The organism is Azonexus hydrophilus DSM 23864 (genome assembly GCF_000429605.1).
In the GTDB taxonomy this organism is placed as follows: domain Bacteria; phylum Pseudomonadota; class Gammaproteobacteria; order Burkholderiales; family Rhodocyclaceae; genus Azonexus; species Azonexus hydrophilus.
In genome coordinates, this window is sequence record NZ_KE386925.1 from 319626 (window position 1) to 334125 (window position 14500).

A 14500-nucleotide genomic window follows, 5' to 3' on the forward strand; every position below is an offset into this window, starting at 1 on the left:
TTAATTTAATGAAAAAAGGCCGGGATCGCTCCCGGCCTTTCTGGTTTTTACACCACGATTGATCGCAAAAATCAGCCCTTCTTGTGCGTCGCCAGGCGCGTCCAGGTATCGACGACGGTGTCCGGGTTCAGCGAGATCGAGCTGATGCCCTGATCCATCAGCCACTCGGCGAGGTCCGGGTGGTCCGACGGGCCCTGGCCGCAGATGCCGATGTACTTACCGGCCTTGTTGGCGGCGGAGATGGCCATGGCCAGCAGCATCTTGACGGCCGGGTCACGTTCGTCGAACAGGTTGGCCACCAGGCCGGAGTCGCGGTCGAGGCCGAGGGTGAGCTGGGTAAGGTCGTTGGAGCCGATCGAGAAGCCGTCGAAGATCTTGAGGAAGTCGTCGGCCAGCAGCGCGTTCGACGGGATTTCGCACATCATGATCAGCTTCAGGTCGTGCTCGCCCTGCTTCAGACCGTGTTCGGCCAGCAGGTCGACGACCGCCTGGCCTTCGCCGACGGTGCGGACGAACGGGACCATCAACTGCACGTTGGTCAGGCCCATTTCTTCACGCACGCGCTTCATGGCGCGGCATTCCATTTCGAAACAGTCGCGGAAGGACTGGGCGACGTAACGCGAGGCGCCACGGAAGCCGAGCATCGGGTTTTCTTCTTCCGGCTCGTACAGCTCGCCGCCGAGCAGCTTGCGGTATTCGTTGGACTTGAAGTCGGACAGGCGGACGATCACCGGGTTCGGCCAGAAGGCGGCGGCGATGGTGGACACGCCTTCAACCAGCTTCTCGACGAAGAAGTCCTTCGGGCTGGCGTAGCCACGGGCGCGGCGCTTGATTTCCTCGCGCTTCGAAGCCGGCAGGCGCTCGACGTCGAGGATGGCCTTGGGGTGGATGCCGATCACGTTGTTGATGATGAACTCGACGCGGGCCAGACCGACGCCGGCGTTCGGCAGCTGGGCGAATTCGAAGGCCAGTTCCGGGTTGCCGACGTTCATCATGACCTTGACCGGGACGTCCGGCATGGCCGAGATGTCGCGGGTGGTGATTTCGAAGTCGAGGCGACCGCGATAGACATGGCCGGTATCGCCTTCGGTACAGCTCACCGTCACGGTATCGCCTTCGGTCAGCGTCTCGGTCGCGTCACCGCAACCGACGATGGCCGGGATGCCCAGTTCGCGGGCGATGATCGCGGCGTGGCAGGTCCGGCCGCCACGGTTGGTGACGATCGCGGAAGCGCGCTTCATCACCGGTTCCCAGTTCGGGTCGGTCATGTCGGCGACGAGCACGTCACCCGGCTTGACCTGGTCCATCTCCTTCGGGTCCTTGACGATACGCACCGGGCCGACGCCGATCTTCTGGCCGATGGCACGGCCGGAGGCGAGCACCTTGGAGAAGGACTTCAGCTTGAACTTTTCCTGCTTGCCGGCGGCCGCCTGCGACTGCACGGTTTCCGGGCGGGCCTGCAGGATGTAAAGCTTGCCATCGACGCCGTCCTTGCCCCACTCGATATCCATCGGACGACCGTAGTGCTTTTCGATGATCTGGGCGTAGCGGGCCAGTTCCATGACTTCTTCGTCATTGATCGAGAACTGGTGGCGCAGGCTTTCTTCCACTTCTTCGGTGATCGTCGACTTGCCGGCGACCTTCTCGGCGGCGAAGGTCATCTTGATCATCTTCGAGCCGAGGTTGCGGCGGATCACGGCCTTCTTGCCCAGTTCGAGCATCGGCTTATGCACGTAGAACTCGTCCGGATTGACGGCGCCCTGCACCACCGTTTCGCCCAGGCCGTAGCTGGAGGTGACGAAAACGGCATCGCGGAAACCGGATTCGGTGTCGAGCGTGAACATCACGCCGGCCGCGCCCTTGTCCGAGCGGACCATGCGCTGGATGCCGGCCGACAGCGCGACGTCGGCGTGCACGAAGCCCTTGTGCACGCGATAGGAGATGGCGCGGTCGTTGTACAGCGAGGCGAACACTTCCTTGATCGCGTGCATGATGTTTTCCAGGCCGACGATGTTCAGGAAGGTTTCCTGCTGGCCGGCGAAGGACGCATCCGGCAGGTCCTCGGCGGTGGCCGAGGAGCGCACGGCGAAGGACATGTCGGCGTTGGATTCAGCGACCAGGCGCTGGTACTGCTCGGTGATGGCGATGGTCAGGTCCATCGGGAACGGCGTGTCGAGGATCCACTGGCGAATTTCGGCGCCGGTCTTGACCAGGGCGTTGACGTCATCGACATCGAGCGTATCGAGCGTGTCGTTGATCTTCTTGTCGAGGCCGGACTGGGCCAGGAACTCGCGGTAGGCGTGCGCCGTCGTGGCGAAGCCGCCGGGGACGCGGACGCCGGTGTCGGCGAGCTGCGAGATCATTTCGCCAAGCGACGAGTTCTTGCCGCCGACCTGGTCGACGTCGGTCATGCGCAGTTTTTCGAAGGGGATGACAAGGGCTTCCATCAGTGGGTCCTTTCGGTGGGAATTGAAGATTGGAAAATCAGGAGTTCAGGAAATCGGTGTTCAGGCGGCGCTCGGCGGTTTCGCGGCGGGCGACCGAGCGCAGCGTCTGCGCCAGCGTCTCGCGGACGAAGTCGATGTGCGTCTCGGCGGCGGCGCGCGCGGCCTGCGGCTTCTTGTCGACGATGGCGGTGTGGATCGCGGTGTGCTGGCTCATCAGGAGCTTGCCGGCGGCCGGCACGCTCTTCAGTTCGCCGAGGTTGAGGCGGATGTTGTCATGCATCAGACGCAGCAGCGCCGCCGACAGGTGGCCGATCAGGACATTGTGCGAGGCGTCGCCGATGGCCTGGTGAAAGGCGATGTCGGCGGCCGAGCGCTTTTCGGTGTCGTCGTTGTTGAACGAGGCCTGCAGCGCTGCGTAAGCCTGGTCGAGACGCAGCAGGTCGGCGTCGGTGGCGCGCTCGGCAGCCCATTCGGCGGCCTGGCCTTCGATCATGCGGCGGAATTCGAGCATGTCCTCGCGCAGGTTCGGGTAGGAACCCATCATCTCCTGCCAGGGGTCGAAGAAGCTCTTTTCCAGTGCGGCCGTCACATAGGTGCCGCCGCCCTGACGGCTCTGCAGCATGCCCTTGGACGCCAGCTTCTGGATTGCCTCACGCAGGCTCGGCCGCGACACGCCGAGTTCAAGCGCCAGTTCGCGCTCGGCCGGCAGGCGGTCGCCCGGCTTCAACGAACCTTCGAGGATGCGCCGCTCCAGCGTCGAAGCGACGGCATCGGAAATCCGCGGAACCTGCACCTTGTTCGGCATTGGTAAGACCACCTTGATTGGTAAGACCGCCACATTCTAGCCAGCGATCTGCAAAAGTGCAAGCATGGGGATTTCCCTAGTGGCATTGACCAAGTCACGGATTTATCTTAAATTTCTGCCTCAGGAATTATTGGTCTTACCATTGAACCAATCAAACAAAACGGAGAGAGGATGACAATCGCCCAAACCCCGCCGGGCAAGCCGGCCGATGTGTATTTCTTCGCCACCTGCGTCGTCGACCAGTTCTACCCGGACGCCGGCATGGATGCGATCACCCTGCTCGAACGCGAAGGCATCCGTGTGCACTTCCCGGAAGACCAGACCTGCTGCGGCCAGCCGGCCTACACCAGTGGTTTTCATGACGAGGCACGCCAGGTCGCGGCACACCAGTTGACGCTGTTCCCGGAAGACTGGCCGATTGTCGTTCCCTCCGGCTCCTGCGCCGGGATGATGAAGCACCACTACCCGACGCTGTTTGCCGCCGACCCGGTGCGCAAGGCGCAGGCCGAAAAGCTGTCGGCCCGGGTCTGGGAATTCACCCGCTTTCTGGTCGACGTCCTCGATTTCAAACCCCAGGACTGCGGGAGCGACTGCACCGTCGTTCTCCACACTTCCTGCTCGGCGCGCCGCGAGATGGGCGTCCATGTCAGCGGTCGCCAGTTGCTCGGCGGTCTGGCACAGGTCACCGTCGCCCAGCAGGACCACGAATCCGAGTGCTGCGGTTTCGGCGGCACCTTCTCGGTCAAGCAGCCGGAAATTTCCGGCGCCATGGTCGAGGACAAGGTCAAGTCGCTCAAGGCCACCGGCGCCGAGCGCGTGGTCAGCGCCGACTGCGGCTGCCTGATGAACATCCTCGGCCACGCCGCCTGGAAGGACGCCCAGGAAGGCCGTCCGCCCACCCTGCCCGGCGAACACATCGCCACTTTCCTGCTGCGCCGTACCGGAGGTGCCAAATGAGCGCTCGCGACCGCATCCTGGCCCGCCTGAACCGTAGCGCGCCCCAACAGCCGCCCGCCCTGCCCGACGTCGGCAGCTGGTACGCCACGCATCGCAGCAGCGAAACCCCGGCCGACAAGGCCCGTCGTTTCCGCCACTACATCGAACTTGCCCATGCCGAAGTGCATGCTGTCAGCCGCAACAACTGGGCCGACACCCTGCACCAGGTGCTCAAGGCGCGTGGCATCGACCGGCTGCTGGTCGCCGAAGGTACGCCGCACGGCGACACCGCACTCGACGCACTGCCGCCGCGCGGCATCGAGTGCAGCGTCTACGACATGGCCATCGAAGCCTGGAAATCGGAAATGTTCACCGCCACGCCGGCCAGCCTGACCGCCGCCCGCGCCGCCATCGCCGAAACCGGCACGCTGATTCTGTGGCCGAACGAGAAGGAACCCCGGCTGATGTCGCTGGTGCCGCCGGTACACATCGTGCTGCTCGACGCATCCAACATCTACAACACCTTCTTCGAGGCGATGACTGCCGAAGCCTGGAACAACGGCCTGCCGACCAACGCACTGCTCGTTTCCGGCCCGTCGAAAACCGCCGACATCCAGCAGACCCTGGCCTACGGCGCGCACGGCCCGAAGGAATTGATCGTCCTGCTGCTGGGAGAAAAAGCATGAGCGAGCACACCCTGCACTTCAAACCGGCCGAAGGCTTCCGCGCCCGTTCCAAGGCGGTCGTCGACAATCCCTTCCTGCGCCAGAGCTTCCGTGGCGCGATGGACTTCCTGATGAGCAAGCGCGCCGCCCAGTTCCCCGACCCCGAGGAACTGGAAAGCCTGCGCAACCTCGGCGAAGCGATTCGCCAGTACAACCTGGCCAAGCTGCCCGACCTGCTCGAACGGCTCGAAGCCAACCTGACCCGCAACGGCATCAAGGTGCACTGGGCGGAAACGCCGGATGAAGCCAACGCGATCATCCTCGGCATCATCCAGGGCCACGGCGCGACCAGGATGGTCAAGGGCAAGTCCATGGTCAGCGAGGAAATCGAACTCAACCACGCCGCCGAAGCGGCCGGCATCGAAGCGCTGGAATCGGACATGGGCGAGTACATCGTCCAGCTCGCCAACGAAAAGCCCTCGCACATCATCATGCCGGCGATCCACAAGACCAAGGAGGAAATCGCCCGCCTGTTCCATGAAAAGGTGCCGGGGGTTGATTACACCGACAACGTCGATGCGCTGATCCAGATCGGCCGCAACGTCCTGCGCCGGAAATTCCAGGAAGCCGAAATCGGCCTCTCCGGCGTCAATTTCGCCGTCGCCGAAACCGGCACCCTGTGCCTGGTCGAGAACGAAGGCAACGGCCGCATGTGCACCACCGCACCGGCCGTGCACATCGCCATCACCGGCATCGAGAAGATCGTCGAGAAGCTCGAACACGTGCCGCCGCTGCTCTCGCTGCTGACCCGTTCGGCGACCGGTCAGAACATCTCGACCTACTTCAACATGATTTCCTCGCCGCGCAAACCCGGCGAGAAGGACGGCCCCGAGGAAGTGCATCTGGTGCTGCTCGACAACGGTCGCAGCCAGGCCTACGCCGACGAGCAGTTGAGGAAGACGCTGCAGTGCATCCGTTGCGGCGCCTGCATGAACCACTGCCCGGTGTATACGCGCATCGGCGGCCACGCCTACGGCACCACCTACCCCGGCCCGATCGGCAAGATCGTCTCGCCGCACATGCTCGGCCTCGACGCCACCGCCGGCCTGACCACGGCGTCGTCCTTGTGCGGCGCCTGCGGCGAAGTCTGCCCGGTGAAAATCCCGATTCCCGACCTGCTCATCCGCCTGCGCAGCGAAGCCTTCTCCGCCCCGCACGCCAACCCGGCGATGCGCGGCCAGGGCGCCGGCCATTCGTCGCTGATCTCGGCGATCTGGCGCGGCTGGGCCTTGGTTTACCGTTCGCCCGCGCTGTACCGCGCCGTTTCGTGGCTGGGCAGCCGTTTCGGCTGGCTGATGCCGTCGCGCCAAGGCGCCTGGACCACCGTCCGCGAACCCCTGCGGCCGGCGCCGAAGCGCCTGCGCGACCAACTCAAGGAACGCAACAAAGCATGAGCCAGCTTCTGACCGCCGCCCTGCGCGAAAAACTGCCGACCTCGCAGGTCATCACCGACGAACTGCGCCGCCTCGCCTACGGGACCGACGCCAGCTTCTACCGCCTGATCCCGCAGGTCATCGCAATCATCGAGAACGAAACCCAGGCCCGCCACGTACTGGCCACCGCCCACGCGCAGCAGGTGCCGGTCACCTTCCGTGCCGCCGGCACCAGTCTGTCCGGACAGGCGATTTCCGACGGCATCCTGGCGCTGATCGGCGAGGGTTTTGCCACCTGCGAGATCGCGCCGGACGGCGGCAGCGTCCGTCTCGGACCGGGCATCGTCGGCGGCGAGGTCAATCGCCGGCTGGCGCCGCTCGGGCGCAAGATCGGTCCCGACCCGGCCTCGATCGGTGCCGCCAAGATCGGCGGCATCGCCGCCAACAACGCTTCCGGGATGTGCTGCGGCACGGCCCAGAACAGCTACCGGACACTGGCCGGCCTGCGCGTCATGCTCGCCGACGGCACCCTGCTCGATACCGAAGATCCGCTCAGTCGCGACGCCTTCGCCAAGTCGCACGCCGTCCTGCTCGGCGAACTCGAACGCCTGGGCCAGGCGACGCGGGCCAACCCGCGGCTGGCCGAACGCATCCGCCAGAAGTTCAAGATCAAGAACACCACCGGCTACAGCCTCAACGCGCTGGTCGATTTCGAAGACCCCTTCGACATCCTCGCGCACCTGATGATCGGTTCCGAAGGCACACTCGGCTTCATTTCGCGAATCACCTACCAGACCGTCGTCGAGGACCCGTGCAAGGCCTCGGCGCTGGTCTTCTTCCCCGACATCCGCAGCGCCTGCGAAGCGGTCATCCGGCTGAAGACGCAACCGGTCGCGGCGGTCGAACTGCTCGACCGGCCGGCGCTGCGCTCGGTCCAGGACAAGCCCGGCCTGCCGGCGGTGATGCGCAGCCTGGGCGACGACGCGGCAGCGCTGCTGATCGAGGTGCGGGCCGGCGATGCCGCCGCGGTCGCCGACAGGATCGCCGCCGTGCACGGCGCGCTGGCCGGCGTCGCCACGGTCGAGCCGGTCCAGTTCTCGACCGACCCGGCGACCTGCGAAATGTACTGGAAGGTGCGTAAAGGCACTTTCCCGGCGGTCGGCGCGATGCGCCGCACCGGCACCACGGTGCTGATCGAGGACGTCGCCTTCCCGATTGCCGCACTCGCCGACGCCACCCTCGACCTGCAGGCGCTGCTCAAGAAGCACGCCTACGACGAGGCGATCATTTTCGGCCATGCGCTCGAGGGCAACCTGCACTTCGTCATCACCCAGGACTTCGCCACGCCGAGCGAAATCGACCGCTACGCGCGCTTCATGGACGAACTGTGCGACATGGTGGTCAACAAGTACGACGGTTCGCTCAAGGCCGAGCACGGCACCGGCCGCAACATGGCGCCTTTCGTCGAACTCGAATGGGGGCGCGAGGCGACCGAGCTGATGCACCGGATCAAGGCGCTGTTCGACCCGGCCGGCCTACTCAACCCGGGCGTCATCCTCAACGCCGACCCGCAGGCCCACCTTGCCCACCTCAAGCCGATGCCGGCAGCCGAAGACATCATCGACCGCTGCATCGAATGCGGCTTCTGCGAGCCGCTGTGCCCGTCGCACCGGCTGACGCTGAGCCCGCGCCAGCGCATCACCAGCGTCCGCGAGCTGGCCCGCCGCGAGGCGGCCGGCGAAGCCGCCGGCAAGATCGCCGAAGACTACGCCTACATGGGCCTCGACACCTGCGCCGGCTGCGGCCTGTGCTCGACCGCCTGCCCGGTCGGCATCGACACCGGCGACCTCACCCGGCGCCTGCGCGGGCGCCGCCTGAACGACGGCGCGCGCGCGGTCAACGCCTGGACCGGGCGCAATTTCGGCGTCCTCGCCGGTGCCGCCCGCGCCGGCCTGACGCTCGGCCACGCTGCGGCTGCGGTGGTCGGCCAGAAGACGCTGGCAAAACTCAGCAATGGCGCCTGGAAGCTGCCAATGCCGCGCGCCGGCCGCGCCCCGGCGGCCATCCACACCGGCGGTGACCCGGTTGTCTATTTCCCGACCTGCGGCGGGCGCATTTTCGGGCCGACCGCTGCCGGCGAACCGCAACTTGGCGACATCGTCCTCGAACTGCTGCGCCGCGCCGGCTACGCACCGATCCTGCCGGAAGGTTTCGACCAACTGTGCTGCGGCCAGATGCTGGCCAGCAAGGGCCTGGCCAGCGAAGCCGACGCGATGTCGGCGCAACTCGAAGCCGCGCTGCTGAAAGCCTCCGACAATGGTCGCCACCCGGTGATCATGGACGCCAGCACCTGCACCGCCCGCATGCAGCAACATCTGGCCGGCCGCCTGCAGCTCTTCGATTTCCACGAATTTGCCCACGACGCGCTGCTGCCACGGCTGATGATCGTCCGCCAGGCCGAGCCGGTCGCCCTGCACATCAACTGCAGCGTTCGCAAGACCGGCAGCGACGCCAAGCTGCGCGCCCTGCTCAAGGCCTGCGCCGAAACCGTGATCGAGCCGGCTGCCGTGACCTGCTGCGGCTTTGCCGGCGACCGCGGCTTCGCCGTTCCCGAGCTCAATCAGCACGCCCTGCGCCACCTCAAGCCGGCGCTGCCGGCCGGCTGCGCCTGCGGCGTATCGACCAACCGGACCTGCGAAATCGGCCTCACCGCCGAATCCGGCATCGACTACCGCTCGATCGCGTATTTGCTCGAGAAATGCAGCCGACCGCTGGAAATCCCTTGCTGACCGCGTGGCCCGCCACTCGTTACAATCGCTGCATATTCACCCGCCTGGACCTGCCATGACCGATTCCGCCCTCGACAGCAACAAGGACGAACCCCTGCGCAACGACATCCGCCTGCTCGGCCGGCTGCTCGGCGACACCGTCCGCGACCAGGAGGGCGCAGCGATTTTCGACATCGTCGAACAGGTCCGCCAGACCGCCGTGCGCTTTGCCCGCGACGGCGACCCGGCCAGCCGTGACGAACTCGCTGCCCTGCTCGACCCGTTGCCGCGCGACACCACCCAGGCCGTCGTCCGCGCCTTCAGCTACTTCCTGCAACTGGCCAACATCGCCGAGGACGAGCACCACATCCGCCGGCGCCGCGCCCACGACCTGGCCGGCTCGCCGCCGCGTGAAGGCAGCCTGGTTTTCGCGCTGGACGCACTGGCTGCCGCCAAGGTTTCGCCCGAAGCGCTGGCCGATTTCTTCGCCCACGCCCTGGTCGCCCCGGTGCTCACCGCCCACCCGACCGAAGTCCAGCGTCAGAGCCTGATCCGCAACCACCGCGAGATCGCCCGCCTGCTCGACCGCCGCGAACGCCAGCAGTTGACGCCCGAGGAAGCCGCCGACAACGAACTGGCGCTGGCCAACGCGATCCTGACGCTGTGGCAGTCGCGCATGCTGCGCCCGGTCCGGCTCAAGGTCATCGACGAGGTCAAGAACGGCATCAGCTACTTCAAGGAAACCTTCTTCAGCGAACTGCCGCGCCTCTACATCCAGGCGACCGAGCAATTGCAGAAGCGCTACCCGGAGAAAGTCTGGGCGCTGCCGCCCTTCTTCCGTGTCGGTTCGTGGATCGGCGGCGACCGTGACGGCAATCCCTTCGTCACCGCCGACATCCTCAACGAAGCGCTGCGCCTGCAATCGGCAGCCACGCTCAATCACTACCTCGACGAAATCCACGAGCTCGGCGCCGAACTGCCGCTGTCCGACCTGCTGGTCAAGGTGACGCCGGAACTCAAGCTGCTCGCCGATCTGTCGCCCGACCAGTCGCCGCAGCGCATCGACGAACCCTACCGGCGCGCCCTGTCGGGCATCTACGCCCGACTGGCGGCGACCGCCCGGGCGCTCGACCACGTCGACCCGGTGCGTCACGAGATCGGCCACGCCGAACCCTACGCCACGCCGGCCGAACTGCGCGGCGAACTCAAGGTGCTGACCAATTCGCTCAAGCTCAACGGCAGCGCCCGCCTGGCTGGTGGCCGTCTGCGCCGGCTGCTGCGCGCGGTGCAGGTGTTCGGCTTCCACCTGGCGCCGATCGACCTGCGCCAGAACTCCGAAGTGCACGCCCGCAGCGTCGCCGCCTTGCTCGCCGCCGCCGGCCGTTGCCCGGATTACGAAGCGCTGCCGGAAAACGAGCGGATCGCGCTGCTGACCGCCGAAATCGCCTCGCCGCGCCCGCTCTACTCGCCGTGGCTCGATTACGACGAAGAAACCCGTGGCGAACTGGCGATCTTCTTCGCCGCCCGCGAACTGCGCGCCAAGTACGGCGAGGCCGCCTTGCCCAACTGCATCATCTCGAAAACCGACGGCGTCTCCGACCTGCTCGAACTGGCGCTGCTGCTCAAGGAAGCCGGGCTGCTGCGCCCGGGCGCCGAGCCGCGCCTCGACGTCAACATCATCCCGCTGTTCGAGACCATCGAGGACTTGCAGAAGAGCGCCGCGATCATGGATCAGCTCTTCGCCATTCCCGGCTACCGCCAGCTGGTCGCCGGCCGTGGCGACGAGCACGAAGTCATGCTCGGCTACTCGGACAGCAACAAGGACGGCGGTTTCCTGACCTCGGGCTGGGAGCTGTACAAGGCGGAAATCCTGCTCGCCGACACCTTCGCCCGCCACGGCGTGCGCCTGCGCCTGTTCCACGGGCGCGGCGGCTCGGTCGGGCGCGGCGGTGGCCCGTCCTACCACGCCATCCTGGCCCAGCCGGCCGGCGCCGTTTCCGGCCAGATCCGCCTGACCGAACAGGGCGAAGTCATCTCGACCAAGTACGGCACGCCCGATACCGGTCGTCGCAACCTCGAAGTGCTGCTCGCGGCGACGCTGGAAGCCAGCCTGACCGACCACGAGAACAAGGTCGAGCCGGCCGGCCAATTCCACGGCGTGATGGACGACCTCTCGCTGCGCGCCTTCAATGCCTATCGCGGCCTGGTCTATGAAACGCCCGGCTTCACCACCTACTTCCGCCAATCGACGGTGGTTTCCGAAATCGCTTCGCTGAACATCGGCAGCCGCCCTGCATCGCGCAAGGCCTCCGAGCGCATCGAGGACCTGCGGGCGATTCCCTGGGTCTTCTCGTGGGCGCAATGCCGGCTGATGCTGCCCGGCTGGTACGGCTTCGGCTCCGCCGTCGACGGCTACCTCGCCACCAACCCGGACGGCCTCGCCACCTTGCGCCGCATGCTCAAATCCTGGCCCTTCTTCCAGAGCCTGTTGTCGAACATGGACATGGTGCTGGCCAAGACCGACCTGGCAATCGCCTCGCGCTACGCCGAACTGGTCGCCGACAGCGAACTGCGCGAGCGCATCTTCAGCCGCATCGTCGGCGAATGGCAGCTGACCCGCCGCCACCTGCTGGCCATCCTCGAACGCGACGACTTCCTCGCGGACAACCCCATGCTCAAGCGCTCGCTGCAACTGCGCGCGCCCTACATGGACCCGCTCAACCACCTCCAGGTCGAGCTGCTCAAGCGCCATCGCGGCGGCGACACCGACGAGCGCGTCGCCCGCGGCATCCACATCACCATCAACGGCATCGCTGCCGGACTGCGCAACAGCGGTTAAAATCGCCAGACCATGCCCAATCCGATCAAACGCACCGTGTTCTTCATCTCCGACGGCACCGGCCTGACCGCCGAAGCCCTCGGCCACAGCCTGCTGACCCAGTTCGAGGACGTCGAATTCAAGCAGGTCCGCATCCCCTTCCTCGACAGCCTGGAAAAGGCCCAGGACGCCATCGCCCGGATCAACGCCCAGGGCGAGGCCGACGGCATGCGCCCCATCGTGTTCACCACCCTGGTCAACCAGGAACTCGGTGATCTGGTGCACCAGGCCGACGCCTTCTGCCTGTCCTACTTCGAAACCTTCCTCGCCCCGCTCGAGGCCGAACTCGGCCGCAAGTCCAGCCACACCGTCGGCCGCTCGCACGGCACCGCTGAAAGTTCGGAATACAAGAAGCGGATCGAAGCCATCAACTACACGCTGGCCCACGACGACGGCATCACCGACCGCGACCTCGAAGAATCCGACGTCATCCTGGTTGCCGTTTCGCGCTGCGGCAAGACGCCGACCTCGCTCTACCTGGCCATGCAGTTCGGTCTGAAGGCGGCGAATTTCCCGCTGATCCCGGAAGACTTCGACCGGGGTCGCCTGCCCGGCACGCTGGAAAAGCACCGCAGCAAGCTGTTCGGCCTGACCATCCAGCCCGAACGCCTGCACCAGATCCGCGAAGAACGCCGCGCCGGCAGCAAGTACGCCTCGCTGCCGAACTGCCGCTACGAAATCGCCGAAGCCGAAAAAATGATGCGCCGCGAAGGTATCCGCTGGCTGGATTCGTCGACCAAGTCGATCGAGGAAATCTCGGCGACCATCCTGCAGGAACTCAACCTGCGCTGAGGAAACGCCCAATACCGCTACTTCTGATCAGCGGCATTGGGCAAACCGGGCTCAGGTCGGCGCACAACATCTGGTTGTTGCCGAACTGCGCGTAATCGCCCTTGTTCATCGCGCTTTCGCTGATGTCCGTCTGTATCCACAAACGGCCGTTGCGGTCGAACCACAGGCCATCCGGGCTGAAACGCGTCCGGACATAATCGCTACCGCGCACCGGCCCGGCAATCTCCATCGGCGTCAGCCCGGTGATGCGACGGTTGCGCGCATCCGCCATCATCTCCCAGCGACCATTCTCGCCCCGGCGAATACGCACCACCGAAACCCCGTGGCCATTCAGTTCCTTCAGGCATTCATCCGCCACCCGCTTACCATTGACCAGCGCCGGCACCGCGTCGCGATCCAGCTTCTGGCCCACCGCGCTGGCGTGCATGAAACGCGGCTCGACATACTCGTGATTCATCACCAGCAAGCCATCGTCCGAACTGCCGTTGAACGGATCGCGCCCCTCGATGGGGAAGAAATGCATGCCGTCATGATGGCTACCCATCTGGCTCGCCTGATCCGCGCCGCTGTTCTTCAGCGGATCGAAAGCCGGCATCCTGCCGGTGATCGGCGTCCCCCACGGCAACAACGGCTGCGCGCGACACCCCGGCGGCACCCGCACGGTATCGGCATCGCTGATCGCCACCGCCGAAAACCCGAGCAGCCGGCCACCCGCAACACCCGCCGAATTCGTCGCACACGCCGTCAGCCCCGCCCCCGCAAACAGCGAAGCCACCGACGCTGCCAAGCCCCCCTTGAGCACCTGCCGCCGCCCAAGATTGACCGCCAGCACATCGCTGAAATGCCGGTTGCCGCTGTGATTGGACACAGGCTCATCGCCATCGCCGTTGTCAAAGATCAGGATCGGAGGAAGACTGGACATGGGCAATTCAACTAACATCAGCAATCACAACCAGTGAGGATTCTCCGATGTCAATGAGCTACGAGGAAATTCTAGAAGTTGCAATGACGCTCAGCCCAAGCGAACGCCTCGACTTAGCCGAGCTACTCTGGGTGAGCGTTGATAATCCGGACGAGGTTGCCAATACCTGGCTGGAAGAAGCTGAACGTCGAGGTGAGGCATTCGAGCGCGGTGAAATGGAAGCCGTTGATGCCGACGAAGTTTTAGCAAGCCTGAGAGCCAAACTCGCGGCATGGCGCAAAGCCAATGAGGACATGCCGCCGAGTTAGCCAAAATCAGCCAATTCGCGATCAAGCTCCTCTTCCGATGGGCGAATCACCGCCACACCGAGTACTCCCAAAATGTCGATCATTTCGCTGATCGACACCCCCACCAATCTAGCTGCCCGCCCAAGAGAAATACGCTCATCAACAAACAGTTTGATCGCCAGCCCCGTCCCCAAGCCATCGCTGATCAGCATCTCATCACAAGGCACAGCAACAAACAGCGGCACACCCCGCTTGGTAACCAAGGAAAATCTCCCGCTCTCGGCTCGGCGAATCAACTTGCCAACATGCTTGCGTAGATTGCGGATTTTAAATGTGTGCATACAGGGATTCCTGTGCCAAGCTCCAGCGGGAAACGGTAGCGCAGTTTTCTTGGGGAGATCAATATTCTGCAAGACAAACGTATCCCCGCGAACGCGGGGGAACCGAGCACGGCCTGGTAAAGGTCGGCTTTGGTGAGGGCCTATCCCCGCGAACGCGGGGGAACCCAGTTGCGCCATTTCGTGATGCACGCGGCGCAGGGCCTATCCCCGCGAACGCGGGGGAACC

11 protein-coding genes are annotated in these 14500 nt (G+C 65.1%); 7 read left to right on the top strand and 4 right to left on the bottom strand.

Annotated features, from left to right (window positions below; genetic code table 11):
- Positions 1–71: 71 nt before the first annotated feature.
- Positions 72–2447, bottom strand: coding sequence for a phosphoenolpyruvate synthase (gene ppsA / locus G471_RS0112855; protein ID WP_028995701.1), 2376 nt, complete (start codon positions 2445–2447; stop codon positions 72–74).
- A gap of 37 nt (positions 2448–2484) precedes the next feature.
- The gene (locus G471_RS0112860) at positions 2485–3252 is read right to left on the bottom strand and encodes an FCD domain-containing protein (RefSeq protein WP_028995702.1); all 768 of its coding nucleotides are present in this window, start codon (positions 3250–3252) and stop codon (positions 2485–2487) included.
- Between the two features lie 171 nt (positions 3253–3423).
- Here G471_RS0112860 and G471_RS0112865 point away from each other — a divergent pair, with 171 nt between their 5' ends.
- From G471_RS0112865 to ppsR, 6 genes are read left to right on the top strand one after another with little or no spacing between them, the layout of a single operon-like run.
- The gene (locus tag G471_RS0112865) at positions 3424–4209 is read left to right on the top strand and encodes a (Fe-S)-binding protein (protein ID WP_028995703.1); all 786 of its coding nucleotides are present in this window, start codon (positions 3424–3426) and stop codon (positions 4207–4209) included.
- On the top strand, positions 4206–4874 hold the full coding sequence (locus G471_RS0112870; RefSeq protein ID WP_028995704.1) for a LutC/YkgG family protein: 669 nt from the start codon (positions 4206–4208) through the stop codon (positions 4872–4874). Before G471_RS0112865 ends, G471_RS0112870 begins: the two co-directional genes overlap by 4 nt.
- Positions 4871–6307 (top strand): LutB/LldF family L-lactate oxidation iron-sulfur protein, encoded by a 1437-nt coding sequence (locus tag G471_RS0112875; protein WP_028995705.1) that lies wholly within the window; start codon positions 4871–4873, stop codon positions 6305–6307. The genes G471_RS0112870 and G471_RS0112875 overlap by 4 nt, the downstream gene beginning before the upstream one ends.
- Complete coding sequence (locus G471_RS0112880; RefSeq protein WP_028995706.1) at positions 6304–9075, top strand: FAD-binding and (Fe-S)-binding domain-containing protein; 2772 nt, start codon at positions 6304–6306, stop codon at positions 9073–9075. Before G471_RS0112875 ends, G471_RS0112880 begins: the two co-directional genes overlap by 4 nt.
- A 55-nt stretch (positions 9076–9130) precedes the next feature.
- The gene (gene ppc, locus G471_RS0112885) at positions 9131–11893 is read left to right on the top strand and encodes a phosphoenolpyruvate carboxylase (protein ID WP_028995707.1); all 2763 of its coding nucleotides are present in this window, start codon (positions 9131–9133) and stop codon (positions 11891–11893) included.
- Between the two features lie 12 nt (positions 11894–11905).
- Entirely contained in the window at positions 11906–12724 is an 819-nt protein-coding gene (gene ppsR / locus G471_RS0112890; RefSeq protein ID WP_028995708.1) for a posphoenolpyruvate synthetase regulatory kinase/phosphorylase PpsR, read from the top strand.
- On the opposite strand, the gene G471_RS0112895 is transcribed toward ppsR, so the two are convergent.
- Positions 12711–13646 carry a PhoX family protein gene (locus tag G471_RS0112895; protein ID WP_028995709.1) on the bottom strand — a complete coding sequence of 312 codons (936 nt, stop codon included), beginning with the start codon at positions 13644–13646 and terminating at the stop codon, positions 12711–12713. The genes ppsR and G471_RS0112895 overlap by 14 nt on opposite strands.
- Before the next feature lie 53 nt (positions 13647–13699).
- Between G471_RS0112895 and G471_RS17635 the strand changes: the two genes are divergently transcribed.
- A complete protein-coding gene (locus G471_RS17635) occupies positions 13700–13954 on the top strand; it encodes an addiction module protein (protein ID WP_211226430.1) in 255 nt (84 codons plus the stop codon).
- On the opposite strand, the gene G471_RS0112905 is transcribed toward G471_RS17635, so the two are convergent.
- Entirely contained in the window at positions 13951–14274 is a 324-nt protein-coding gene (locus G471_RS0112905) for a UPF0175 family protein (RefSeq protein ID WP_028995710.1), read from the bottom strand. The genes G471_RS17635 and G471_RS0112905 overlap by 4 nt on opposite strands.
- Positions 14275–14500 lie beyond the last annotated feature (226 nt).